Raw genomic sequence first — 23,414 nt, forward strand, 5'->3', positions numbered from 1 at the left:
GGAGCCGAGCTTGCTCGCGATAGCGATCTGGTATTCAACAATGATGTTGAATGTGCGGGCCTCATCGCGAGCAAGCTTGGCTCCCACAGGTTTTTTGGTGGCTCTGAAGATTGCATTTCAGCTGTATTGCCGCCCACAAACCCTTCGGGCAAACTGCCCGCCGTTCGATTCCGACCTGGGGAAACACTCATGCACGCCATCATGCTCAAGGCCAAGCTGCATCGCGCCGAAGTCACCCACGCTGTCCTCGATTACGAAGGTTCCTGCGCCATCGACGGCGAATGGCTGGACTTGTCCGGCATCCGTGAATACGAGCAGATCCAGATCTATAACGTCGACAACGGCGAACGCTTCACCACCTACGCCATTCGTGGCGAAGAAGGTTCGCGCATGATCTCGGTCAATGGTGCCGCAGCCCACAAGGCCAAGGTCGGTGATCGCGTGATCATCTGTGCTTACGCCCATTACAGCGAAGCCGAATTGCTCAACTTCAAACCGCGCATGCTCTACATGGCGCCGGGCAATGAGCTGAGCCACACCAGTAACGCCATTCCGGTTCAGGTCGCCTGATCGCACCGAAGCGCTGCCGACCCTCCGTTTGTCGGGTTGTTCCTGACTTCGATGTTAAAAAAGTACAGGAAACAGGTCAGACAAAGTCAAGACAGATCAAGGCGCGGGGTTTACTGTAGTCGCCCTGCGCCATGAGATCGTGTCGACGCAGTTGACCGGACGCGCCACCCCAGGCGCTCCGGGATTTTTAGTGTTCAAAAGGCCGTTCAAGTAAAAAGGAAACCCGCAGCGATGGCGTACTACCGCACCCCTCACGACGTTACCGCTCTGCCCGCCTGGCAAGCGTTGAATGATCACCGCCAAGCCATGCAGGATTTCAGCATGCGCGAGGCCTTCAATGCCGACCCGCAGCGTTTCACTCAATTCACCCTTAGCAGCTGCGGTCTGTTTCTCGATTACTCGAAGAACCTGATCACCACCGAGACCCGCAATCTGCTGGTGGGTCTGGCCAACGAAGTCGACCTCAAGGGCGCGATCAAATCGCTGTTCGAAGGCGAAATCGTCAATGCGTCCGAAGGTCGTCCGGCCCTGCACACCGCACTGCGCCGCCCGGTTGGCGACAAGCTGTCGGTCAATGGCGTCAACGTGATGCCGGAAGTGCACAAAGTACTGAACCAGATCACCGACCTCGTGGGCCGCATCCACGACGGCTTGTGGCGCGGTTACACCGAGAAGCCGATCACTGACGTGGTGAACATCGGCATCGGTGGCTCGTTCCTCGGCCCGGAACTGGTGTCCGAAGCCTTGCTGTCCTACGCCCAGAAAGGCGTGCGTTGCCACTATTTGGCAAACATCGACGGCAGCGAATTCCACGAACTGGCCATGAAGCTGCGCGCCGAGACCACGCTGTTCATCGTCTCGTCGAAATCTTTCAACACCCTCGAAACCCTGAAAAACGCCCAGGCCGCACGCGCCTGGTACCTGGCTCAGGGCGGCTCGGAAGCCGAGCTGTATCGCCACTTCATCGCCGTTTCCAGCAACAATGCAGCGGCCGTGGCCTTCGGCATTCGTGAAGAAAACATCTTCCCGATGTGGGACTGGGTCGGCGGTCGTTACTCGCTGTGGTCGGCCATCGGTTTGCCGATTGCCCTGGCCATCGGCATGTCCAACTTCAAGGAACTGCTGTCCGGTGCCTACACCATGGACCAGCATTTCCAGACCGCGCCGTTCGAGCAGAACATGCCGGTACTGCTGGCCTTGCTCGGCGTGTGGTACGGCAATTTCTGGGGTGCACAAAGCCACGCCATCCTGCCGTATGACCACTACTTGCGGAACATCACCAAGCACTTGCAACAGCTGGACATGGAATCCAACGGCAAGAGCGTGCGTCAGGATGGCACGCCAGTGTCCACCGACACCGGTCCGGTGATCTGGGGTGGCGTCGGCTGCAACGGCCAACACGCCTATCACCAGTTGCTGCACCAAGGCACCCAACTGATCCCGGCTGACTTCATCGTGCCGATCGTCAGCTTCAACCCGGTGTCCGACCACCACCAGTGGCTGTACGCCAACTGCCTGTCGCAAAGCCAGGCGCTGATGCTCGGCAAGACCCTCAGCGAGGCCGAAGCCGAACTGCGTGACAAAGGCATGAGCGAAGCCGATGTGCAGAAACTCGCACCGCACAAGGTGATCCCGGGCAACCGCCCGAGCAACACCCTGGTGGTCGAGCGCATCAGCCCGCGTCGTCTCGGTGCATTGGTGGCCATGTACGAACACAAAGTCTTCGTGCAAAGCGTGGTCTGGGGCATCAACGCCTTCGACCAGTGGGGCGTGGAACTGGGTAAAGAGTTGGGCAAAGGCGTCTACAACCGCCTCGTCGGCAGCGAAGAAACCCCGGCTGACGATGCTTCGACCCAAGGCCTGATCAACTACTTCCGCGGTCGTCACCGCGGTTAACACCCCACTCCCGTAGGAGCCGGGCTTGCTCGCGATGAACGATGACGCGGTGTATCTGATCCACCGCGGCGTCTGCATCGCCAGCAAGCTCGGCTCTTACAGGGGCGGTGCAAGGCTTGAACCCACTCGCTACTCGGCGCATCTTTATCCTTGTCGCAAAACAAGCATAAGGAACCGTCATGTTCGATATCAGCACGTTCCCCAAAGCCGATGCCGTCCGCCGGGCTGCGCATTTGAGTCAAGACGACTACCAGCGCCTGTATCGCGAATCCATCGAACACCCCAGTACGTTCTGGGCCGAACAAGCCACGCGCTTTCTCGACTGGAGTACGCCGTGGGACACCGTCCAGCGCTATAACCTGAAAACCGGTGAAGCGAGCTGGTTTGCCGGCGGTCAGTTGAACGTCAGTTACAACTGCATCGACCGTCATTTGAAACAACGCGGCGATCAAATCGCGATCATCTGGGAAGGCGACGATCCCGCCGAATCCGCGCAAATCACCTACAAAAAACTCCATCACAACGTCTGTCGCCTGGCCAACGTGCTCAAGAGCCGCGGCGTGAAGAAAGGCGATCGCGTCTGCATTTACATGCCGATGATCCCCGAAGCCGCTTACGCCATGCTCGCCTGTACACGCATCGGAGCGGTGCATTCGGTGGTGTTTGGGGGTTTCTCGCCGGACTCCCTGCGCGACCGGATTCTCGACGCTGACTGCCGCACGGTAATCACCGCCGATGAAGGCGTGCGTGGCGGTAAATTCGTGCCACTCAAACACAACGTCGACAAGGCCCTTCAGAGCTGCCCGAACGTCAGCACGGTCATCGTCGTCGAGCGCACCCAGGGCGATGTGAACTGGGTTGAAGGCCGCGATCTCTGGTATCACCAGGCCTTGCGTGATGTCAGCGACGACTGCCCGCCGGAACCGATGGACGCCGAAGATCCGCTGTTCATCCTCTACACCTCCGGCAGCACCGGCAAACCCAAAGGCGTGTTGCACACCACTGGCGGCTACCTGCTGCAAGCAGCGATGACCTTCAAATACGTGCTCGACTACCGTGATGACGAAGTGTTCTGGTGCACCGCCGATGTCGGCTGGGTCACCGGTCACAGCTACATCGTCTACGGCCCGTTGGCCAACGGCGCGACCACGCTGATCTTCGAAGGCGTACCGAGTTACCCCAGCACCTCGCGTTTCTGGCAAGTCATCGACAAGCACCACGTCAACATCTTCTACACCGCGCCCACCGCCCTGCGCGCCTTGATGCGTGAAGGCCGCGAACCGTTGCAGGAAACGTCCCGCGCAAGCCTCAGATTACTCGGCACTGTTGGTGAGCCGATCAATCCGGAGGCGTGGGATTGGTACTTCAATGTGGTCGGCGAGCAGCGTTGCCCCATCGTCGATACCTGGTGGCAGACCGAAACCGGCGGCATCATGCTCAGTCCGCTGGTCAGCGCGCAACGGATCAAACCCGGCTGCGCCACGCAACCGATGTTTGGTGTACAACCGGTGTTGCTCGATGAAACGGGCAAGGAAATCAAAGGCGCCGGCAGCGGCGTGCTGGCGATCAAGTCCAGTTGGCCGGCACAGATCCGCAGTGTCTACGGCGACCCGCAACGGATGATCGACACCTACTTCAAGCCCTACCCCGGTTATTACTTCACCGGCGACGGCGCGCGACGCGATGAGGACGGCGATTACTGGATCACCGGGCGCATCGACGACGTGATCAACGTCTCCGGCCACCGCATCGGCACTGCCGAAGTGGAAAGCGCCCTGGTGCTGCACGACAGCATCGCCGAAGCCGCCGTGGTCGGTTATCCCCACGACGTCAAAGGCCAGGGCATCTACGCCTTCGTCACGCCCATGAACGGCACCGACCCCAATGACGAACTGAAGAAGGAATTGCTCGACCACGTCAGCAAGGACATCGGCAGCTTCGCCAAACCGGACTTGATCCAGTGGGCTCCGGCCTTGCCTAAAACCCGGTCGGGCAAGATCATGCGGCGTATTCTGCGCAAGATCGCCTGCAATGAGCTGGACAGCCTGGGCGACACCTCGACCCTGGCCGATCCGAGTGTCGTTCAGGGCTTGATCGACAAACGCCTGAACCAATGATTTGTTGTTGCATCCCACCCGCGCGGCCAGCGATGGTCGCGCCTTTTTTTCGCCACTGAGTCGCCATGGAATTCATCCGTACCCGCATCGAAACCCAAATCATGAGCCTGAGCGGTCTGTCACTGGGCAAGCTCGATCTGGAAAATCCCAAAGGTGATCCCGGCCTGTTCGGCCCCGACTCGGTGAGTTGGCAAGTGCACGGCGATTTCAGCAGCATGCTCATTGGCGGCATCAGCGCCCTGATGCTGCAAGCCTTGCATCCACTGGCGCTGGCCGGGGTCTGGGATCATTCGAATTTTCGCGAGGACATGCTCGGCCGACTGCGCCGCACCGGGCAGTTCATCTCTGGCACCACGTTTGGTTCGCGAAAGGATGCCGACTGGCTGATCGAGAAAGTCCGCACCATCCACCTGCAAGTCACCGGTACGGCACCGGACGGACGCCCCTACGCCGCCAGTGATCCAGACTTGCTGACCTGGGTGCATGTGGCCGAGGTCAGCAACTTTCTCGCCGCGCATTTGCGTTACCGCAATCCGGCGCTGTCGCTGGCCGATCAGGATCGCTACTACGCAGAAATCGCCATCGTTGCCGAACGCCTGGGTGCCCGCGATGTACCCCGCTCGCGACAGGCCATTGCCGATTACCTTGCGCGCATTCGCCCTCAGTTGCTGTGCGACGAACGCAGCCGGGAAGTGTTGCGGTTGCTGCTGAGCGCGCCCTCCCCCAGCCGTTTGGCCAAGCCTTTTGGCGGTTTGATGATGCAGGCGGGTATCGATCTGCTACCGGACTGGGCCAGTGCCATGCTCGGCGTCAGCCAGAATCCACTGCAACGCAAACTGATCCGCGCCAGCGTTAACCGCAGTGCACCGATGCTGCGCTGGGCAGTGCGCAATGGCTCGGTGCAGCGGGCGAAGCGGCGGATGGGGCTGTTGACCTGACGATTGATCGTTCCAACGCTCCGCGTGGGAACGATCAGTGGCTCGGGATCAGGTGCAATGCTGTTAAACTCCCGCGCCAAATTCCCTCCTGCAAGGCGCCCAGCATGTCTTCCTTGAATCAGGCGCTGCGTGCCGCCCTCGAACATCGCCAGGACCTGCTTGCCGAACTGCATCAGCAAGGCACCGATTGCTATCGCCTGTTCCACGGCAGCCAGGAAGGCGCCGGTGGCCTGACCATCGACCGCTATGGTCCGCAACTGCTGGTGCAAAGCTTTCACCAGTCTCTGGAACGCGACGCCCTGCTGCAATTGCACGACGCCATAAATCAACACCTGGGCCTGGAAACCCTGTTGGTCTACAACGACCGCTCCCGTGGCAATTCGCGCATCGACCGCGAAGACACCGTCTACCAGGCCGATGAAGCCGCGCTTCAGGATCTGGTCGGCCACGAGTGGGGCCTGAACTACCGGGTTCGCGGGCGCCATGCCGGCCAGGACCCTTTGCTATTCCTCGACCTACGCAACACCCGTGGCTGGGTCAAAGCACACAGCCAGAACAAAAGCGTGCTCAACCTGTTTGCCTACACCTGTGGCGTGGGGCTGAGTGCAGCGGCCGGTGGTGCCCGCGAGGTGTGCAACCTGGATTTCGCCGAGGGTAACCTGGCAGTCGGCCGTGAGAACGGGCTGCTCAATCCGCAGCTGCCAGCCATGCAATTCATCCAGTCCGATTACTTCCCGGCGATCCGCCAACTGGCAGGGCTGCCGATCAGTCAACGCCGTGGGCAGAAGTTGCCGAGTTATCAACGCCTGGAACAGCGTCAATACGACCTGGTGCTGCTCGACCCGCCCGCCTGGGCCAAGAGCGCCTTCGGCACCGTCGACCTGCTGCGCGACTACCAGAGCCTGCTCAAACCCGCACTGCAGACCACCGCCGACAATGGCGTGCTGATCTGCTGCAACAACCTGGCAAAGGTCACCATGGACGACTGGCGTGAACAGGTATTGCGTTGCGCCGAGAAAGCCGGGCGACCGGTGCGCGAATGGACAGTGATGACACCGGGCGCTGATTTCCCGTCGATGGATCAGCAACCACCGCTAAAAACATTGATCCTGCAGCTCTGAAACCCAGGCAGCATTTCAGACAAATCCTGCAAAGCGTGGTTACTTCGGAACTGCAATCGCATGCCATACTCCAAGGCACTCCGATTCAGACAGATGAAGCCGCACATGCCCAAAGGATTGATTCGCGCTATCGGCGCCTTGTTGACTGCTCTGGCTCTCTACAGCTTGCTGGGGTTTCTGATTTTACCGGGCATCGCCTTGCGGGTTGCCAACCAACAATTGGCCAACTACGCCACGGTGCCCGCCCACCTCCAGCGTATCGAACTCAACCCGTTCAGCCTTGAAGTGACCCTTTGGGGCCTGGTCATCGGCGAGCCGGGCAAGGAACAGATCGGCTTCGAACGCCTGTACGCCAACCTGCAAATCGACAGCCTCTGGACCAAGGCCGTGCATCTGTCCGATATCGAACTGGACAAACTCAAGACTGAAATCCTCTTCGGCAAGGACGGCAAGCTCAATCTGCTTGGGCTGTTCAAACTGCCAGCAAGCGAACCCACCCCCGCCGACCCGGATGCCAAGCCGTTTCCACTGCGCATCGAGCGGATCCAGCTGGCGGGCGGCGCCTTGCACTTTGAAGATGCCCGGCCCAGCGAACCCATCGAGTTTCTCTACGACAAACTCGACTTCGAGCTGAAAAACCTCAGCACCCTGCCCGAAGACAGCGCCGACATGACCTTGGTGGCCATCGGCCCCAACGGCGGACAGATCGACTGGACCGGCAACTTCAGCCTGATCCCGCTCGCCTCCGAAGGTAAGCTGAAAATCACCGATGGCAAGATGAAAGCCTTCTGGCCCTATGTCCGCGACGCAGTCCCCCTGGACCTCGAAAGCGGCATCATGAGCCTCAGCACCGACTACAAGCTCAATCTGTCCAAGGAAACCGAACTGCTGTTGAGCAATGTCGCTGTCAGCGTCGCGCCTTTCGCGATCAAGGCCCCCGACGGGCGGCCGCTGGTGAAGCTCGAACGATTGGACATCAGCGACACCACCGTGGACCTGGCCAAGCAACAAGTGGTGGTCGGCAAAGTCCGCAGCCACAAACTGGAAACCTGGGCCGCCCTCGAAGCCGACGGGCAACTTGACTGGCAAAAACTGTTCGCCAGCCAGCCATCCAAACCCGCTGCCAAAGCCAAGGCCGAACCGGCCACTACACCCGCGGCTGCCGACTCACCGAAACCGGAACCTGCGCCACCGAGCAAACCGTGGCAAGTGCTGCTCAAAGACGTGCAACTGCGCGATTACCAGGTGCACCTGGCCGACCGCAAGGCGCAACCCGCCGTCGCGCTGGAAGTGGGCCCGTTGAACCTGGACCTGCAGAACTTCGACAGCCTCAATGGCTCGCCTTTCAATCTCAAGCTCGACACCGGCCTGGGCAAGCAGGGCAAGGTGTTGGCAGACGGCGTGGTCAATCTCGCCCCGATCAGCGCCAAACTGAAGGTGCAGACCAAAGACATCGACCTGCGTGTCGCCCAGTCATACATCACCCCGTTCATTCGCCTGGAACTGCGCAGCGGCATGCTCGGCAGTGATCTGGCAGTCGATCTGAAAAGCACCGAGCCTCTGGCGTTCAGCGTCACCGGTCGCGCTCAGGTCGATCAGTTGCACACCCTCGACACCCTGAAAACCCGGGACTTTCTCAAGTGGCAGCAGGTGGTGGTCGAAGGCCTGAACTATCAACACGGTGACAGCCTGTCGATCGACAAGGTCAACCTGTTCCAGCCCTATGTGCGCTTCATGATCAATGAAGATCGCACCACCAACATTGATGACTTGTTGATCCCGCAACCGCCCGACACCGGCGCGAAAACCACCGCGGCCAAACCGGCCGGCAACGGCAAACCACTGGGCATCCACATCGGCGGCATTGCCATCAATGACGGTTCGGCCAACTTCGCCGACTTCAGCCTGACCCCGAACTTCGCCACCGCTGTGCAACAGCTCAACGGGCAGATCGGCACCATCGACAGCCGCCAGCCAAAACCGGCCAGCGTTGATGTGAAAGGCAAGGTAGATCGTTATGCACCCGTGACGATCAAGGGCGCAGTCAATCCATTCGACCCGATGGCCAGCCTCGACATCGCCACCAGTTTCAAACGCGTTGAGCTGACCACGCTCACCCCTTACTCCGGCAAATTTGCCGGGTATCGCATCCGCAAGGGCCGGCTCAATCTCGACGTGCATTACCTGATTACCAAAGGTCAGCTCAAGGCCGAAAACAAAGTGGTGGTCGAGCAATTGCAGCTAGGGGAAAAAGTCGACAGCCCGGATGCCGTGAGCCTGCCACTGAAGCTGGCGATCGCTTTGCTCAAGGATGTCGACGGCAAGATTTCCATCGAATTGCCCGTCACCGGTGACCTCAATAATCCGCAGTTCAGTGTCATGCCGATTATCTGGCAAACCCTGCGCAACCTGATCGTCAAGGCAGCCGCTGCGCCGTTCAAAATGATTGGCGGGCTGGTCAGTGGCGGCGGTTCCGAAGACTTGGGCAGCGTGTCATTCGCGCCGGGTTCAAGCGACCTGGGCAAGGATGCCGAAGCGGCATTGGTCAAACTGTCCAACGCCCTGAAGGAACGCCCGGCCCTGCGCCTGGAAATCGAAGGCACGGCGGCGGCGAGCAGCGATGGCCCGCTGATCGCCGAGCAACGCCTGGAGCGGGAATACCAGTACAACTACTACAAAATGCTCCAGCGTCGTGGCGACAAGGTGCCAGCACAGGCCTCATTGCTGGATGTTCCGGACAACGAGAAAGGCCCGCTGCTGGAAGGCATCTACCGCACCCGCCTGAAGACCCAGCCACCCGCCGAATGGAAGGACCTGGGCAAGGAAGATCGCACCGCGAAAATGCGTGCGGACGTGATCAAGTTCTGGAGTACCAGCGATGTGCTGTTGCGTCAGTTGGGTCAGGACCGCGCCAGCAGCATCAAGGATTATCTGGTCGACAAGGGCCAGTTGGCCGATGACCGCGTGTACTTCATCGACGCCAGCCTTGGCGAAGCAGAAAGTGATGGCCGGGTGGTGACGCCGATGCATCTGGACGCCGAGTGAAGGTCAGGCGATTGCTCTCAGGCCTGGTGCTGGTGATGGGCGCCAGCCAAGTCTCCGCGGCCGACACCTTGCGCTGTGGCAGTCAATTGATCAGCGTCGGCGACAGGTCCAGCGAAGTGCTGCAAAAGTGTGGAGAACCTGTCAGCCGCGATTTGCTCGGGTACAAACGCAGTGCCAATCGACGTGAAGAGTTCCAGGTGGAGGAATGGACCTACGGGCCCAACGGCGGGATGTACCAGTTCCTGCGTTTTGAAGGCAATCGCCTGACCCAAATCACCAGCAAACGCGGCAACTGATGTGGTGAGGGAGCGTGCTCCCTTGGCATAAAGGCTCGCTCCCACCGTAGTTTTTTCCACCCACATAAAACAGGCCCCGACATAAATGCCGGGGCCTGTAGTGACCACATCCTTGTGGTCGTTCGCATGAACTCCTTGAGCGCGTTAAGCCTTATTGGGCTTTCAGGCCGTCAGCGGAGACCGCTTTGACGCCTTTGATTTTCTTGGTGATCGCCACAGCGGTGGCTTTCTGAGAATCAGTCACGGCAACCGTGGACGACAGGGACACAACACCTTTGTTGGTTTCGACTTTGATGTCGGTGCCAGGAATACCTTTTTCAGTCAGCAGGTCGCTTTTAACTTTGGTGGTGATCCAGGTATCGGAAGTAGCTTCCTCGACCTTGGCAGCCTCACCAGAAGCCAATGTCAAAGGGGCTTGAGTGGTGGTGGTCTGCGCGAATGCTGCGTTGGCCAGGGTCAGGGTCAGCGCGGTAGCAGTAGCGGCAGCGATAGCGAACTTCTTCATACGAGTAACTCCTGTTTTTCTAGAAAGTCTGCTGGTTGTCTTCTCAGCAGGGTTACTGGGGATATTGCGAACGCTGTGCCAACTTTGAAACAACTAACAAATTCTTATAAATCAATAACTTATAAATTCGACCCATTTTCGAAATCATGCAAAATGCATGACCTGGTAAATCTCTGCATGCAACATGCGGGTTTTCACAAAGTTCCTAACACGCTGAATTTTTTGGCTTTTTTTCTGTGTCTGCAAGACATTCGCAAGCAAAAAAAGCCCCGTGTCCTTAGAAGCGGGGCTGTGCTGGATCTCAGCGTTTACGTAGCGGAACCCGTGCAGCCTTTCGGCACATAGTCTTGTTGAGCAGTGCTGGTACACGCCCAGCCATTAGTGGCATCACGGGTCAATGTGATGGTCTTGCTCAACACAGGCCCCGGTGCATTCAAGATCGTGCACGTGATGGTGCCGGCACCCGTGGCAACCGTACCTGTCACTGCGACCGTGCAATTGCTGGTGGTGGCATTGCCCGCCGGCGCCACGTTGGCCACCGTTGGCGCAGTCCCCTGGTTGATCACATCTTCATACGGAACCTTCATGGCGGAAATCTCGGCCAAGCCTGCCGTCACTTTCGCCCGAGCCTGATATTTGGAATACATCGGCAACGCAAACGTCGCCAGAATCCCGATGATCGCCACCACGATCAGCAGTTCGATCAGGGTAAAACCTTTCTGAGTCTTCATAGACACGCTCCATGCATGAGTTGAAATCTCATGATCTGCAAGAGCATCAGCACAGCCCATGCCAAGCGCCAGAGCCCCTGCTGGCGGGGGGCGAAGTCGAGCCGAAGGGCTTTCGAGCCCCCTGCAACCGCACTATCTGACACTTTTTGTCACCTCAACGCCGCTGGTTTGGTTCAGCGCCTTGACTAGGCTATAAGTCTTGAACTGTCTGTGTCCGGTATCCCCATGAACGACATCGCCCTAAGCGGTCTGGCCAAGCAATTGGTCCTGGCCGAGCTGCTCACTGACAAAAGCGCGCAACAGGCGTATCAGCAAGCCCAACGCAACAAGATTTCCCTGGTCAGTTACCTGGTACAGAACAATCTGGCGAAGAGTCGACAAATCGCCGAGATCGCCTCGGAACATTTCGGCATGGCGCTGCTGGACCTCTATTGCCTGGACAAGGAAACCCAGCCCAAAGGACTGGTCAGCGAAAAGCTGATCCGCCAGCACCATGCGCTGCCTCTCTGGCGACGCGGCAACAAGTTGTTCGTGGGGGTTTCCGACCCGACCAATCATCAGGCGATCAATGACATCCAGTTCAGCACCGGGCTGAACACCGAAGCCATCCTGGTGGAGGACGACAAGCTCAGCGATGCCATCGAGAAATTCTTCGACAGCCATGCCAGCGGCCTGGAAGACATGGCAGATGTCGATCTCGACGGGCTGGACATCGAGTCGGTCGATGACAACAAAAAGGACGCTATCGCCGGGCAGGATGCCGACGATGCGCCCGTCGTGCGTTTCGTCCACAAAATGCTGCTCGACGCGATCAAGAGCGGCTCGTCCGACCTGCACTTCGAGCCCTATGAAAAAACATACCGGGTGCGGATGCGCACCGACGGCATGTTGCGCGAAGTGGCCAAGCCGCCCACTCAATTGGCCAACCGCATTGCGGCGCGGCTCAAAGTCATGGCCAGCCTCGACATTTCCGAGCGCCGCAAACCTCAGGACGGGCGGATAAAAATGCGCCTGTCCAAGAGCAAGTCGATTGATTTCCGGGTCAATACCCTGCCGACGCTATGGGGCGAGAAAGTGGTGATCCGGATCCTCGACCCGTCCAGCGCGCAAATGGGCATTGATGCCCTCGGCTACGAGTCCGACCAGAAAGACTTGTACATGGCCGCCCTGAAGCAGCCACAGGGCATGATTCTGGTCACCGGGCCCACCGGCTCGGGCAAGACCGTGTCGCTCTACACCGGCTTGAATATCCTCAACACCGTGGACATCAATATTTCCACCGCCGAAGACCCGGTGGAGATCAACATGGAAGGCATCAACCAGGTCAACGTCAATCCCAAGCAGGGGCTGGATTTCGCCCAGGCGCTGCGTTCGTTCCTGCGCCAGGACCCGGACGTGATCATGGTGGGCGAAATCCGCGATCTGGAAACCGCCGAAATCGCCATCAAAGCCGCGCAGACCGGGCATCTGGTGCTGTCCACCCTGCACACCAACAGCGCCGCCGAAACCTTGACCCGTCTGCATAACATGGGCATTCAGGGCTTCAACATCGCCACCTCGGTCACCCTGATCATCGCCCAGCGTCTGGCGCGCAAATTGTGCAACCACTGCAAGCAATCCATCGACGTCCCTCGTGAAACGCTGCTCAAGGAAGGTTTTCCCGAGGAACGCATCGGCTCATTCGCGATCTATGAGCCGGTCGGTTGCGATCAGTGCAACAACGGCTACAAAGGGCGCGTCGGGATTTATGAAGTGGTGAAGAACACCAAGGACCTGCAACGGCTGATCATGGCCGAGGGCAACTCACTGCAAATCGACAGCCAGATGCGCAAGGACGGTTTCAACGACTTGCGCACCTCGGGCCTGCTCAAGGCCATGCAAGGCGTCACTAGCCTTGAAGAAATCAACCGGGTCACCAAGGACTGAACATGGCGGTCAAAGCAGCAAAAATCAGCGTCTATGCCTGGGAAGGCACAGACCGCAAAGGCACCCGAATGACAGGCGAGTTGAGCGGCCAGAACCCGGCGTTGATCAAGGCCCAACTGCGCAAGCAAGGCATCAATCCCGGCAAGGTACGCAAGAAATCCGCCTCGATTTTCAGCGTCGGCAAACGCATCAAGACCCAGGATATTGCCCTGTTCACCCGGCAGATGGCGACCATGATGAAAGCGGGCGTGCCGCTGCTGCAGTCATTCGACATTATCGGCGAAGGCTTCGATAACCCGGCCATGCGCAAACTGGTGGACGAGGTGAAACAGGAAGTCGCGGCCGGTAACAGCTTCGCCGCGTCCCTGCGCAAGAAGCCGCAGTATTTCGATGAGCTCTACTGCAACCTGGTGGACGCCGGCGAGCAGGCTGGCGCTCTCGATACCCTGTTGGAACGGGTGGCCACCTACAAGGAAAAGAGCGAAAGCCTCAAGGCCAAGATCAAGAAAGCCATGACCTACCCGCTCGCGGTGGTGTTTGTCGCGATCATTGTCACGGGGATTCTGCTGGTCAAGGTGGTGCCCCAGTTCGAGTCGGTGTTCAAAGGGTTTGGCGCTGAACTGCCGGCGTTCACCGTGATGGTCATCGGCCTTTCGGCGTTCATGCAGCAGTGGTGGTGGGCGCTGCTCGGCGGGTTGATCGCGGGCATTTTCGGTGTGCGCCACGCTTTCAGGAAGTCCCCCGGGTTTCGCGACTGGACGGACACCTGGCTGTTGAAGCTGCCGCTGATTGGCACGCTGATGTACAAATCTGCCGTGGCCCGTTACGCCCGTACGCTGTCGACCACCTTTGCCGCAGGTGTCCCGCTGGTCGAAGCGCTGGAGTCCGTGGCCGGCGCCACTGGCAACATTGTGTTCAAGCGTGCGGTGCTGCGGATCCGGCAGGACGTGTCGACCGGCATGCAGTTGAATTTCTCCATGCGCACCTCGGGCATCTTCCCCAACATGGCGATTCAGATGACAGCGATTGGCGAAGAGTCCGGCGCACTGGATGACATGCTCGACAAAGTCGCGAGTTTCTATGAGGACGAAGTGGACAACATGGTCGATAACCTCACCAGCCTGATGGAGCCGTTCATCATGGTCGTGCTCGGTGTTATCGTCGGAGGCCTGGTGGTTGCAATGTACCTGCCCATCTTCCAACTCGGCTCAGCGATCTGACATGCCCTTGAATGAAATCCTGACTGTTTATCCGCTGGCGTTCGTGGCCATCGCACTGGTTGTAGGTCTGCTGGTGGGCAGTTTCCTCAATGTGGTGGTCTGGCGCCTGCCGAAAATGCTCAACCGCGAATGGCGGTTGCAGGCCCATGACGTGCTCGGTGTCCCCGCCGAAGCACCAGGCCCGCCCTACAATTTGATGCTGCCCCATTCCCATTGCCCGCATTGCGACCATCGAATTCGCCCATGGGAAAACGTTCCGGTGCTCAGTTACCTGTTTTTAAGGGGGCGGTGTTCAAACTGCAGCGCACCGATCAGCAAGCGCTACCCGCTGACTGAACTGGCCTGCGGCCTGCTCTCGGCGTTTATCGTCTGGCATTTCGGTTTCGGTTGGCAGGCCGGCACGGTACTGGTCCTGAGTTGGGGATTGCTGGCGATGAGCCTGATCGACGCCGAGCACCAATTGCTGCCGGACGTGTTGGTGCTGCCGCTGTTGTGGCTCGGGTTGATCGTCAACAGCTTCGGGGTTTTCGTGTCATTGCATGAAGCCCTGTGGGGAGCAGTGGCCGGGTACATGGTGTTGTGGACGGTGTACTGGCTGTTCAAGCTGCTCACCGGCAAAGACGGGATTGGCCACGGTGATTTCAAGTTGCTGGCCATGCTGGGGGCCTGGGGCGGCTGGCAGATTTTGCCTCTGACGATTCTGCTGTCATCGCTCGCGGGGGCATTCGTCGGCGTGATTTTGCTGCGCTTGCGCAATGCGAATACATCGACGCCGATCCCCTTCGGCCCCTATCTGGCGATTGCCGGCTGGATTGCCTTGCTCTGGGGTGGTCAAATAACCGACTTCTATTGGCAGTTTGTCGGTTTGAAATGAATACCCCTGTGGAAAAACCCTGGATTCTTGGCCTGACCGGCGGCATCGGCAGCGGCAAAAGCGCCGCTGCCCAGCACTTCATCGACCTGGGCATCCATGTCGTGGACGCCGATCACGCGGCGCGCTGGGTGGTGGAACCGGGTCGCCCGGCGCTGGCCGCCATCGCCGAACACTTCGGCCCCGGTGTGCTGCAAGCCGACGGGCAACTGGATCGCGCGGCTCTGCGCAGCTTGATTTTTGAAGTGCCGGAGGAACGCCGGTGGCTCGAAGGCTTGTTGCATCCGTTGATCGGTGAAGAAATTGCTCACAATCTAGCCAAGGCACAATCGCCTTACGCGATTCTGGTTTCACCGCTGCTGATCGAATCCGGGCAGTACGCCATGACCCAACGTGTCCTGGTGATCGATGCCCCTGAAAAACTACAGATCGAACGCACCTTGCAGCGTGACCAGACCAGCGAGCAACAGGTCCAGGCGATCCTCAAGGCCCAGTCCAGCCGCCAGGACCGCGTGAGCCATGCCGACGACGTCGTGGTCAACGACCGTGACCTCGCCTGGCTGCACAGCGAGGTCGAACGCCTGCATCACTTTTACCTTACTTTGCGTGGAGGCCAGTCATGAGCCAGACCCCAACCGTCCAATGCCCAACCTGTGGCGCTCCTGTTGAATGGAGTGCCGAGAGCACCTTCCGGCCGTTCTGCTCGGATCGCTGCAAACTGATCGACCTCGGGGCGTGGGCATCGGAAGAACACAAGATTCCCGTCAGCCCGGACGCCGAAGACGAAATGTTCAGCGAAGATTTCGAACCGCGCCACTGATGTTCAAGGCCGCGTAAAACCGTAGTCCTGGCCGTCATCGAGGTTTTCCGCGAGAAAACGCAACTCGTCGGCCAGGTCTTCGGCACTGCGCACCGCTTTACTCTGCTGCACCACGGCACTGAGCAGGGCGCGCAAGCTCAAGCCCGGATCAAATCCCACCTCCTGCGCCCCATCCAGACTCTGACGCAACTCCTGCCGTGCCCATTCGTAAACACTCATGCCCATGCTCCTGAAGGTTTTGCCGAGCATGAGTTCACCCGCGTCAGAAAGATTTGATGCGGATCAAGACTTCGGATCGTCGTCATTCCAGGGTGCTGAAAGATAGCGTGTGCGGTTGAACGTCTCCAGCCACTCGGGGCAAAACACCACCAGTGCGCTGACCAGCATGCCGTTGATGAACGCTTCCGGAAAAATCAGCAGCCACAGATAGCCGACAAAATCTTCCAGCCAATACGGCATGGCAAAGCGTTCGTCGTACCACAACACAAACAGCGCCAGCAGCAGGCACAACAACGCCGACAGCGCGGCGGCAAAAAAACCGGAACAGAAGATATACACAAAGGGATTACGCGGTTGTGCGCGCTCCACCAGGATGGCGATGCACTCGGTAACCCACACGGGCAGCAAAATCAGCAACGCCCCGTTTACGCCGATAGCGACCAGGTCCTGACGTCCGAGCAGCACCAGTCCGAACTGCGCAATCAAGCCGCCGACGATTGCCAACGGCCAATCCAGCAACAAGGTCACGGCCGTCATGCCGATGAAGTGATAAGACACGCCGGTGTCGAAATCCCGTCGCACCAGCCACAGCATAAACAGCGCGAACACGGTGCCAAACAGCAAATGCTGGCGGCGGCTGTCGGTGAACAGCTCAACCCAAGGCGCACGCCAGATGGCCCAGAGCACGATGGGCACAAAGATCAGCCAGCCGACTGTCAGCGTTTCGGGTGACAGCAGCTCGGCGCCGATCATGGCCGGGCCTTCTCTAGCGCCTCATGCAGTTGCGCGGCCGTGGCATATTCGTGTTGTGCCAACAATTGGCCGTCCTTGAGTTGCAACCACAGTACTTTGTCCTCAGCCCCAGGGTAGCGCGGCGCCACACGCCCCTCACGGTCCAGCATTACCCGGTAGGAGTAATCACGCATGGCCGGAATGGCAACCATCTTCGCGATCAACCGTGGCATGCGCTGAATGTCCGCTAAAAATACGACGTGCCGCGCCTCCAGATAGCCTTTTGGCTGGCCTTGCAGCGCAGCCTCTACCAGTTTGGCGGCATCCATACTTCGCGCCACCAGCAGCGTCTGAGTCTTGGTCTGATTATCCAGTGTAAACGCCTGGTCGTACTGATCGAGCAAGGTCCAGGGCGCCAGCCGCTCGCCCACTTCCAGCGCCTGGGCCCACAAGGGCAGAAATCCGAGCAGCAACACCGGCCAATATTTCACATTCATCCCCTTGTCCTATCGCTTCTGCATGATGGCCATCAGTCTACACCGCCCTTTCAGACTGCCCAGTGACGTCCATTGCCGGTAAACGCTTTCTGCTTGTCGCATTTGAACGCTAAGCTTGGGCCTATGGATGACTCAGATTATTTACGCCTGCTGACCATCGCGGCCGAGCAAGCCAACGCGTTCCTCTCCAATGCCCGCAAATGGGAGCGGGAGCGTTGGGTATGCCAGCGCCTGCTGCAAGGCTTGAACATTCCCTACCGCGCCGACGAATTCGCCCCGGCCGGCGAGCCGCCGGACGTGCTGTTTCGCGAGGCGAATTTCGAAGTGTTCTTCGTGCTCGATGAGGGCCGGCGCCTGAACGACGAATGGCGCGACGAGTTGCAACGTCGCCGCAGCGCGTTTTCGTTGAGTCAGTTAGTACGACGTGAAGCCAAACCCAAACGCATCCCCGCCAATGAATTTTTGCTGAGACTGGCGCCGACCTTGCGCAAAAAAGCGCACAACTACAAAGAACGTGGCATGGACCTGGGGGAGCTCGACATCATCGCCTTCGCCAGCCTCAAGCGCGAAGTGCTGGACCTCAATAGCCACTTTCCACCCCCGACCGAATATTTGCGCCAAGGCTGGCGCTCGTTATCGCTGGTCGGCCCGACATTCGCCCGGGTGCTGTTCGCGCACCCCGAAGCCCCGGATTTCCTGCGCAGCAACCTGGGTCGCAGCATCGTCTTCGATGTCGGCATCAGCCTGTGAGCCCACTGCAGGAATTGATCGCGCAGGTCCCGCAAACCGGCCGCGTACGCTGGATCGGCGTGCGCCCGCAATCACGCTCGCCGATGATCGCACTCGATGCTGTGGAGGCGCGGTTTGAAGCCGGTTTGACCGGCGATCACGCCCGGCCCGGAGCGCGCAATGCGCGGCAGGTGACGTTGATTCAATGGGAACACCTGGCCGCCATCAGTTCGCTGATGGGCCGGCCCGACGATCAACCGGGATTGCCGCAGGACCTACGGCGCAACCTGGTGGTCAGCGGCATCAACCTGTTCAGCCTCAAGGGCCGACGCTTCAAAATCGGCCAAGCCGTTTTTGAAACCACTGGTTGGTGCCAGCCCTGCGCGCGGCTTGAACACAACCTCGGCCCCGGGACCTTTCAGGCCGTGCGCGGCCATGGCGGAATCACCGCCCGAGTGTTACAAAGTGGCATCATTCGACTGGACGACACGGTGAGCGTCGAGCCCATCCCGGACAGCGGCTATGCTCCGTTCAACGTTCGTTAACTCAGCCTGTAGCTTCTACACATTCAGCAACGTCTACTGACGAGGCCTATATGACCAGCCGCTTGAACCCAGACGACCAGAAGCATGTCGAAGAGTACCTGCACCTGTCCCAGCACCGAGTCGAGCGCCGGCCTTTCCGGCCGTGGATGCTCCTGGTGGTGGTGTTGGCAGTGACCATTGGTCTGGGCCTTTTGAGCCGACTTATCAGTTACCTGACGCTATGAGCCGCATCGCGCTCGCTCGGGTAATTGCACCGATTTCTTTTAGCCTTGCGAGTTATCCCCATGTCCCATCGTATTGTTATTGTCGGCGGCGGCGCCGGCGGTCTGGAGTTGGCTACCCGTCTGGGTAAGACTCTGGGCAAGCGTGGCACGGCCAGTGTGATGCTGGTCGACGCGAACCTGACCCACATCTGGAAGCCGTTACTGCATGAAGTGGCGGCCGGGTCGCTGAACTCTTCCGAAGACGAACTCAATTATGTTGCCCAGGCAAAATGGAACCACTTCGAGTTCCAGCTGGGGCGCATGAGCGGGCTTGACCGCACGCAGAAAAAAATCCAGCTGGCCGCCACCTATGACGAGGCCGGCCTGGAATTGGTCCCGGCCCGCGAAGTGCCCTACGACTCGCTGGTGATCTCCGTCGGCAGCACCACCAACGATTTCGGCACTCAGGGCGCGGCGCAGCACTGCCTGTTCCTCGATACCCGAAAACAGGCCGAACGTTTCCACCAGCAACTGCTTAACCACTATCTGCGTGCCCATGCCGGGCAAACCGACAAGGTCGAACAGATCAGCGTGGCCATCGTCGGCGCCGGTGCCACGGGCGTGGAACTGGCCGCCGAGCTGCACAACGCCGCTCACGAGCTGGCCGCTTATGGCCTGGACCGGATCAAACCGGAAAACATGCACATCACCCTGATCGAAGCCGGCCCACGGGTGTTGCCCGCCCTGCCGGAACGTATCGGTGGGCCTGTGCATAAAACCCTGGAGAAACTCGGGGTCAATGTGATGACCAATGCGGCGGTCAGTGAAGTGACGGCCGACAGCCTGATCACCGCCGATGGCAAAGTGATCAACGCCAGCCTGAAAGTCTGGGCGGCGGGCATTCGCGCACCGGGTTTCCTCAAGGACATCGACGGCCTGGAAACCAACCGCATCAATCAACTGCAGGTACTGCCGACCCTGCAAACCACGCGCGACGAGAACATCTTCGCCTTCGGTGACTGCGCGGCCTGCCCGCAACCGGGCACTGACCGTAATGTGCCGCCGCGAGCACAGGCAGCGCACCAGCAAGCTTCGTTGCTGGCCAAATCGCTGAAGCTGCGTATCGAAGGCAAGGCATTGCCGACGTACAAGTACACCGATTACGGCTCATTGATCTCGCTGTCGCGTTTTTCGGCTGTGGGTAACTTGATGGGTAACCTGACCGGCAGCGTGATGCTGGAAGGCTGGCTGGCGCGGATGTTTTACGTGTCGCTGTACCGCATGCACCAGATGGCGCTGTATGGCGCGTTCCGCACAGCGATGCTGATGCTGGGCAGCAAGATTGGTCGCGGGACTGAGCCTCGGCTCAAGCTGCACTAAAGTTTCCGGCGTCAGCCAGGGCCTCATCGCGGGCAAGCCACGCTCCCACATTGGATCTGTGCACGACGCAGATCCAATGTAGGAGCGCGGCTTACCCGCGATGCAGGCGCCTCGGTCTAACCGGCGAACACTTCTGTGTCTCACTGTATCTGCCCCCGCGATTTGCCCCTTCGCTTACAAACTCCCCCCTTGCGCGACACAGTAGCGATACACCCATCCCGCTAAATGGCCACACCCGAGCAAGGCACCCCGCCTGCACTGGTTATCGCCGCACTCACGTGGCGTCCTTTATCGAACGGTTGTGTCGCGCAACCCAGGAGATTTGAAATGTCCCGTACCACCAAAAACACTATCGGTTTGCTTGGCGCTGTTTTGGCCGGTGGCATGATGTTGACCGGCACCGTATTCGCTTCGCAGCCGCTGACTCAAGGCTATCTGCTGGCTTCGGCCGAACAGGTGGTGAAAACCCCTGAGGGCAAATGTGGTGAAGGCAAGTGTGGCGATGCGTCGATGGCCAAGACCGACACCGATGGCGACGGCAAGGTATCCCGCGCGGAATTCCAGAAAGTTGCGCCGAAGTCCAACTTCGACAAGATCGACACCAACCACGATGGCTTCATCGACGAGAAAGAGGCTTACGACAACGTGAAAGCCAACTTCGAAGCGAACGGCAAGAAAATGCCAAAAGGCTTGTTCGAGCACCTGAAAGACCAAGACGGCGCCTAAGCCTTCGAGTACCCAGCCCCGCTCTCCAACGAGAAGCGGGGCTTTTTTGTCTGGCGGATTTACACCTGGAAGCGCTGTACCAAGCCCTGCAGAGCGTTGGCCAATTTTGACAACTCATGACTGGAGGCGCTGGTCTGATCGGCGCCGGTGGCGGAACGCACCGACAGATCACGAATGTTCACCAGGTTGCGGTCCACTTCGCGGGCCACTTGCGCTTGTTCTTCGGCGGCGCTGGCGATCACCAGATTACGTTCGTGAATTTCATGGACCGAGGCAGTGATGGTCTGCAGCGCGTCACCTGCCCGCTCCGCCAGGACCCGCGTGCTGGCAGCACGGGAAGCACTGGCGTTCATCGAGTCCAGCGCCAGGCTCGAACCATTGCGCATGCCTTGGACCATTTGCTCGATTTCCTGGGTCGATTGCTGCGTGCGATGCGCCAGCGCACGCACTTCATCGGCCACGACCGCAAAACCGCGTCCGCTTTCACCCGCGCGCGCCGCCTCAATCGCCGCGTTGAGCGCCAACAGGTTGGTTTGCTCGGCGATAGCCCGAATCACATCCAGCACTTTGCCGATGTCCTGAGACTGGTTGGCCAAGGACTGCACCAACTCACCGGTATGCTGCACGTCATTGGCCAAGGCGCTGATGGCACTCGCGGTTTCGCTGACCCGCTCCTGCCCCAGATGCGCCGATTCGCTGGACTGACGGGTGGCATCGGAGGTCGACACCGCGTTGCGCGCGACTTCCTCCACGGCGATGGTCATTTGATTGACCGCTGTGGCGGCCTGCTCAATCTCGTTGTTCTGTTGTTGCAGACCTTGAGTGCTATCAAGCGTGACGGCGTTCAACTCATCCGCCGCGGTGGCCAGTTGCGTGGCCGAACCGCTGATGGCTTGCAGGGTTTCGCGCAAATTGCGCTGCATCGACGCCAGGGCTTTGAGCAAGCGGCTGACTTCGTCATTGCCATGGGTTTCGATAGGCCGGGTCAGATCGCCTCGTGCCACACTTTCCGCTGCGGTCAGGGCTTCGTTCAATGGACGGACGATGCTGCGGGTCAGCAACATGGCCAGGCCGACGGTGGCCAGCGCCGCCAATGCGATGAACAGGCTGACGATCGTTCGCGACGTGTCGTAATGCGCTGCGGACTTCTCACTCTCAGTTGCAACTTGTTTGGCGAACAGGTCGGCCAAGTCATTAAGCTGCTTGCCGGAGCCGTCGACCACGGTTTTCATGTCGATCAACAACAGTTTGGTCAGTTCGTCATGGCGACCTTGCTCGGCAAGGGTGAAAGACTGGGCAATGCCTGTGCGATAGGCCGCGAAAGTGGTTTTGAACTGGTCATACAAGGCCTGGCCTTCGGGGGTGTCGACCAACTTGTCGTAAGTCGCGATTTTCTCGCTCAGTTCTTTGTCTCGGGTGTCCATTTGTCCGCGGTAGACCGGAATGTTTTTCGGGTCTTGGTCCAGGGCCATGCGCAACGAAATGGTACGAATGCGCAGCATCAACTCGCGGATCTCGTCCCCACCACGAATACTCGGCAGCCATTGCTTCTCCACTGCCACCTCACTGTCGCGAATGCTCGACATCTGCCCCAGCGCAAATACGCCGAGCAAAGCGACCAACACAGCGATCAGGGCAAACCCCAGCGCTGCTCGAGGAGCAATATTCAACTGACGAAGCAACATAACGAACGCCCTTTTTCTTGTAATGACTTGGATAAGGGGCAGTTACGGCAGGACCCCGTCGCTTGGCTATCGGCAAGTTGTACGATGACTTGAAGGGAATTGCATTTTCGGCAGACAAAAAAACGGCAGACAAAAAAAATCCCCGTATCTTTCGATACGAGGATTTTTAATATGGTCGGGGTAAGGGGATTCGAACTCCTGACATCCTGCTCCCAAAGCAGGCGCGCTACCGGACTGCGCTATACCCCGGTAAAAAAAAGGCGACCTTTGCAAGTCGCCTTCTTCGATCAGCGCTTTTGGCCTCTGATCTTAAGATTCGATTCCAGCGTTAACTGGTTTCAAAAATGGTGGGTCGTGTGGGATTCGAACCTACGACCAATTGGTTAAAAGCCAACTGCTCTACCAACTGAGCTAACGACCCAAAAATGGTCGGGGTAAGGGGATTCGAACTCCTGACATCCTGCTCCCAAAGCAGGCGCGCTACCGGACTGCGCTATACCCCGGTTTGAAATTGGCTCCGTGACCAGGACTCGAACCTGGGACCCAATGATTAACAGTCATTTGCTCTACCGACTGAGCTATCACGGAACTACATATTTCAATTTACAACGGTGAAGCTTTTTGCGTTCTCTTCGACCCGTT

23 protein-coding genes and 4 tRNA genes are annotated in these 23,414 nt (G+C 59.0%); 17 read left to right on the top strand and 10 right to left on the bottom strand.

Going from position 1 to position 23,414, the window contains the following annotated elements; all coding sequences use genetic code 11:
• The first annotated feature begins 189 nt into the window (after positions 1-189).
• The 7 genes from panD to C7534_RS15295 all read left to right on the top strand — a co-directional run bounded on the left by panD (position 190) and on the right by C7534_RS15295 (position 9,983).
• Positions 190-570, top strand: a complete 381-nt coding sequence (gene panD / locus C7534_RS15265) for an aspartate 1-decarboxylase (RefSeq protein WP_003228271.1) — start codon at positions 190-192, stop codon at positions 568-570.
• A 231-nt stretch (positions 571-801) separates the two neighbouring features.
• Entirely contained in the window at positions 802-2,466 is a 1,665-nt protein-coding gene (gene pgi, locus C7534_RS15270) for a glucose-6-phosphate isomerase (protein WP_109786277.1), read from the top strand.
• A gap of 179 nt (positions 2,467-2,645) precedes the next feature.
• On the top strand, positions 2,646-4,583 hold the full coding sequence (acs, locus tag C7534_RS15275) for an acetate--CoA ligase (RefSeq protein WP_109786278.1): 1,938 nt from the start codon (positions 2,646-2,648) through the stop codon (positions 4,581-4,583).
• A 65-nt stretch (positions 4,584-4,648) separates the two neighbouring features.
• A complete protein-coding gene (locus C7534_RS15280) occupies positions 4,649-5,521 on the top strand; it encodes an oxygenase MpaB family protein (protein WP_046028506.1) in 873 nt (290 codons plus the stop codon).
• A 104-nt stretch (positions 5,522-5,625) separates the two neighbouring features.
• A complete protein-coding gene (locus tag C7534_RS15285; protein WP_109786279.1) occupies positions 5,626-6,642 on the top strand; it encodes a class I SAM-dependent rRNA methyltransferase in 1,017 nt (338 codons plus the stop codon).
• A gap of 60 nt (positions 6,643-6,702) precedes the next feature.
• On the top strand, positions 6,703-9,687 hold the full coding sequence (locus tag C7534_RS15290; protein ID WP_109786280.1) for a DUF748 domain-containing protein: 2,985 nt from the start codon (positions 6,703-6,705) through the stop codon (positions 9,685-9,687).
• A 35-nt stretch (positions 9,688-9,722) separates the two neighbouring features.
• Complete coding sequence (locus tag C7534_RS15295) at positions 9,723-9,983, top strand: DUF2845 domain-containing protein (protein WP_109786361.1); 261 nt, start codon at positions 9,723-9,725, stop codon at positions 9,981-9,983.
• 151 nt (positions 9,984-10,134) lie between these two features.
• Here the strand turns inward: C7534_RS15295 and C7534_RS15300 are convergent, their stop codons facing one another.
• Entirely contained in the window at positions 10,135-10,488 is a 354-nt protein-coding gene (locus C7534_RS15300) for a BON domain-containing protein (protein ID WP_109786281.1), read from the bottom strand.
• Positions 10,489-10,796: 308 nt separating this feature from the next.
• Positions 10,797-11,219, bottom strand: a complete 423-nt coding sequence (locus C7534_RS15305; protein WP_109786282.1) for a pilin — start codon at positions 11,217-11,219, stop codon at positions 10,797-10,799.
• 225 nt (positions 11,220-11,444) lie between these two features.
• Between C7534_RS15305 and pilB the strand changes: the two genes are divergently transcribed.
• Genes pilB through yacG form a run of 5 tightly spaced genes read left to right on the top strand, consistent with a single transcriptional unit; the run spans position 11,445 to position 16,056 of the window.
• Complete coding sequence (gene pilB, locus C7534_RS15310) at positions 11,445-13,145, top strand: type IV-A pilus assembly ATPase PilB (RefSeq protein ID WP_046028511.1); 1,701 nt, start codon at positions 11,445-11,447, stop codon at positions 13,143-13,145.
• Positions 13,146-13,147: 2 nt separating this feature from the next.
• Positions 13,148-14,365, top strand: a complete 1,218-nt coding sequence (locus C7534_RS15315; RefSeq protein WP_109786283.1) for a type II secretion system F family protein — start codon at positions 13,148-13,150, stop codon at positions 14,363-14,365.
• A 1-nt stretch (position 14,366) separates the two neighbouring features.
• The gene (locus tag C7534_RS15320; RefSeq protein WP_109786284.1) at positions 14,367-15,239 is read left to right on the top strand and encodes a prepilin peptidase; all 873 of its coding nucleotides are present in this window, start codon (positions 14,367-14,369) and stop codon (positions 15,237-15,239) included.
• Positions 15,236-15,859, top strand: coding sequence for a dephospho-CoA kinase (coaE, locus tag C7534_RS15325; RefSeq protein WP_046028514.1), 624 nt, complete (start codon positions 15,236-15,238; stop codon positions 15,857-15,859). Before C7534_RS15320 ends, coaE begins: the two co-directional genes overlap by 4 nt.
• Positions 15,856-16,056, top strand: coding sequence for a DNA gyrase inhibitor YacG (yacG, locus tag C7534_RS15330; protein ID WP_046028515.1), 201 nt, complete (start codon positions 15,856-15,858; stop codon positions 16,054-16,056). The genes coaE and yacG overlap by 4 nt, the downstream gene beginning before the upstream one ends.
• Before the next feature lie 3 nt (positions 16,057-16,059).
• Here yacG and C7534_RS15335 read toward each other — a convergent pair whose 3' ends face one another.
• The 3 genes from C7534_RS15335 to C7534_RS15345 all read right to left on the bottom strand — a co-directional run bounded on the left by C7534_RS15335 (position 16,060) and on the right by C7534_RS15345 (position 17,498).
• Positions 16,060-16,275, bottom strand: coding sequence for a hypothetical protein (locus C7534_RS15335; RefSeq protein WP_046028516.1), 216 nt, complete (start codon positions 16,273-16,275; stop codon positions 16,060-16,062).
• A 63-nt stretch (positions 16,276-16,338) separates the two neighbouring features.
• Positions 16,339-17,028 carry an energy-coupling factor ABC transporter permease gene (locus C7534_RS15340; RefSeq protein ID WP_077431246.1) on the bottom strand — a complete coding sequence of 230 codons (690 nt, stop codon included), beginning with the start codon at positions 17,026-17,028 and terminating at the stop codon, positions 16,339-16,341.
• On the bottom strand, positions 17,025-17,498 hold the full coding sequence (locus C7534_RS15345) for an FAD/FMN-containing dehydrogenase (RefSeq protein WP_077432188.1): 474 nt from the start codon (positions 17,496-17,498) through the stop codon (positions 17,025-17,027). Before C7534_RS15345 ends, C7534_RS15340 begins: the two co-directional genes overlap by 4 nt.
• Positions 17,499-17,627: 129 nt before the next feature.
• Between C7534_RS15345 and C7534_RS15350 the strand changes: the two genes are divergently transcribed.
• From C7534_RS15350 to C7534_RS15370, 5 genes are all read left to right on the top strand, one after another.
• The gene (locus C7534_RS15350; protein ID WP_109786285.1) at positions 17,628-18,254 is read left to right on the top strand and encodes a DUF1780 domain-containing protein; all 627 of its coding nucleotides are present in this window, start codon (positions 17,628-17,630) and stop codon (positions 18,252-18,254) included.
• Positions 18,251-18,778 (top strand): MOSC domain-containing protein, encoded by a 528-nt coding sequence (locus tag C7534_RS15355; RefSeq protein ID WP_109786286.1) that lies wholly within the window; start codon positions 18,251-18,253, stop codon positions 18,776-18,778. Before C7534_RS15350 ends, C7534_RS15355 begins: the two co-directional genes overlap by 4 nt.
• 50 nt (positions 18,779-18,828) lie before the next feature.
• The gene (locus tag C7534_RS15360) at positions 18,829-19,002 is read left to right on the top strand and encodes a DUF3094 domain-containing protein (RefSeq protein WP_032830895.1); all 174 of its coding nucleotides are present in this window, start codon (positions 18,829-18,831) and stop codon (positions 19,000-19,002) included.
• A gap of 60 nt (positions 19,003-19,062) precedes the next feature.
• Complete coding sequence (locus tag C7534_RS15365) at positions 19,063-20,361, top strand: NAD(P)/FAD-dependent oxidoreductase (RefSeq protein ID WP_046028521.1); 1,299 nt, start codon at positions 19,063-19,065, stop codon at positions 20,359-20,361.
• Positions 20,362-20,688: 327 nt separating this feature from the next.
• Entirely contained in the window at positions 20,689-21,087 is a 399-nt protein-coding gene (locus C7534_RS15370; protein WP_077431244.1) for an HvfA family oxazolone/thioamide-modified RiPP metallophore, read from the top strand.
• 59 nt (positions 21,088-21,146) lie between these two features.
• Here C7534_RS15370 and C7534_RS15375 read toward each other — a convergent pair whose 3' ends face one another.
• From C7534_RS15375 to C7534_RS15395, 5 genes are all read right to left on the bottom strand, one after another.
• Positions 21,147-22,772, bottom strand: coding sequence for a methyl-accepting chemotaxis protein (locus C7534_RS15375; protein WP_109786287.1), 1,626 nt, complete (start codon positions 22,770-22,772; stop codon positions 21,147-21,149).
• A gap of 172 nt (positions 22,773-22,944) precedes the next feature.
• Positions 22,945-23,021: transfer RNA gene (locus C7534_RS15380), tRNA-Pro, on the bottom strand.
• A gap of 96 nt (positions 23,022-23,117) precedes the next feature.
• Positions 23,118-23,193 (bottom strand) — tRNA-Lys (locus C7534_RS15385).
• 5 nt (positions 23,194-23,198) lie between these two features.
• Positions 23,199-23,275: transfer RNA gene (locus tag C7534_RS15390), tRNA-Pro, on the bottom strand.
• A 9-nt stretch (positions 23,276-23,284) separates the two neighbouring features.
• Positions 23,285-23,360 (bottom strand) — tRNA-Asn (locus C7534_RS15395).
• Positions 23,361-23,414: the final 54 nt, after the last annotated feature.

This window comes from Pseudomonas sp. OV226, assembly GCF_003148705.1.
Lineage (GTDB): Bacteria > Pseudomonadota > Gammaproteobacteria > Pseudomonadales > Pseudomonadaceae > Aquipseudomonas.

Excerpts from the sequence above, each read along its gene's own strand:
- C7534_RS15320 (WP_109786284.1), top strand. The coding sequence starts at position 14,367 with ATGCCCTTGAATGAAATCCTGACTGTTTATCCGCTGGCGTTCGTGGCC.
- C7534_RS15300 (WP_109786281.1), bottom strand. The coding sequence starts at position 10,488 with ATGAAGAAGTTCGCTATCGCTGCCGCTACTGCTACCGCGCTGACCCTG.
- C7534_RS15315 (WP_109786283.1), top strand. The coding sequence starts at position 13,148 with ATGGCGGTCAAAGCAGCAAAAATCAGCGTCTATGCCTGGGAAGGCACA.
- C7534_RS15370 (WP_077431244.1), top strand. The coding sequence starts at position 20,689 with ATGTCCCGTACCACCAAAAACACTATCGGTTTGCTTGGCGCTGTTTTG.
- C7534_RS15305 (WP_109786282.1), bottom strand. The coding sequence starts at position 11,219 with ATGAAGACTCAGAAAGGTTTTACCCTGATCGAACTGCTGATCGTGGTG.
- C7534_RS15335 (WP_046028516.1), bottom strand. The coding sequence starts at position 16,275 with ATGAGTGTTTACGAATGGGCACGGCAGGAGTTGCGTCAGAGTCTGGAT.
- C7534_RS15295 (WP_109786361.1), top strand. The coding sequence starts at position 9,723 with ATGGGCGCCAGCCAAGTCTCCGCGGCCGACACCTTGCGCTGTGGCAGT.
- C7534_RS15280 (WP_046028506.1), top strand. The coding sequence starts at position 4,649 with ATGGAATTCATCCGTACCCGCATCGAAACCCAAATCATGAGCCTGAGC.
- pilB (WP_046028511.1), top strand. The coding sequence starts at position 11,445 with ATGAACGACATCGCCCTAAGCGGTCTGGCCAAGCAATTGGTCCTGGCC.
- acs (WP_109786278.1), top strand. The coding sequence starts at position 2,646 with ATGTTCGATATCAGCACGTTCCCCAAAGCCGATGCCGTCCGCCGGGCT.
- C7534_RS15375 (WP_109786287.1), bottom strand. The coding sequence starts at position 22,772 with ATGTTGCTTCGTCAGTTGAATATTGCTCCTCGAGCAGCGCTGGGGTTT.
- C7534_RS15290 (WP_109786280.1), top strand. The coding sequence starts at position 6,703 with ATGCCATACTCCAAGGCACTCCGATTCAGACAGATGAAGCCGCACATG.
- C7534_RS15340 (WP_077431246.1), bottom strand. The coding sequence starts at position 17,028 with ATGATCGGCGCCGAGCTGCTGTCACCCGAAACGCTGACAGTCGGCTGG.
- C7534_RS15365 (WP_046028521.1), top strand. The coding sequence starts at position 19,063 with ATGTCCCATCGTATTGTTATTGTCGGCGGCGGCGCCGGCGGTCTGGAG.
- C7534_RS15360 (WP_032830895.1), top strand. The coding sequence starts at position 18,829 with ATGACCAGCCGCTTGAACCCAGACGACCAGAAGCATGTCGAAGAGTAC.
- C7534_RS15285 (WP_109786279.1), top strand. The coding sequence starts at position 5,626 with ATGTCTTCCTTGAATCAGGCGCTGCGTGCCGCCCTCGAACATCGCCAG.
- C7534_RS15350 (WP_109786285.1), top strand. The coding sequence starts at position 17,628 with ATGGATGACTCAGATTATTTACGCCTGCTGACCATCGCGGCCGAGCAA.
- pgi (WP_109786277.1), top strand. The coding sequence starts at position 802 with ATGGCGTACTACCGCACCCCTCACGACGTTACCGCTCTGCCCGCCTGG.
- panD (WP_003228271.1), top strand. The coding sequence starts at position 190 with ATGCACGCCATCATGCTCAAGGCCAAGCTGCATCGCGCCGAAGTCACC.
- yacG (WP_046028515.1), top strand. The coding sequence starts at position 15,856 with ATGAGCCAGACCCCAACCGTCCAATGCCCAACCTGTGGCGCTCCTGTT.
- coaE (WP_046028514.1), top strand. The coding sequence starts at position 15,236 with ATGAATACCCCTGTGGAAAAACCCTGGATTCTTGGCCTGACCGGCGGC.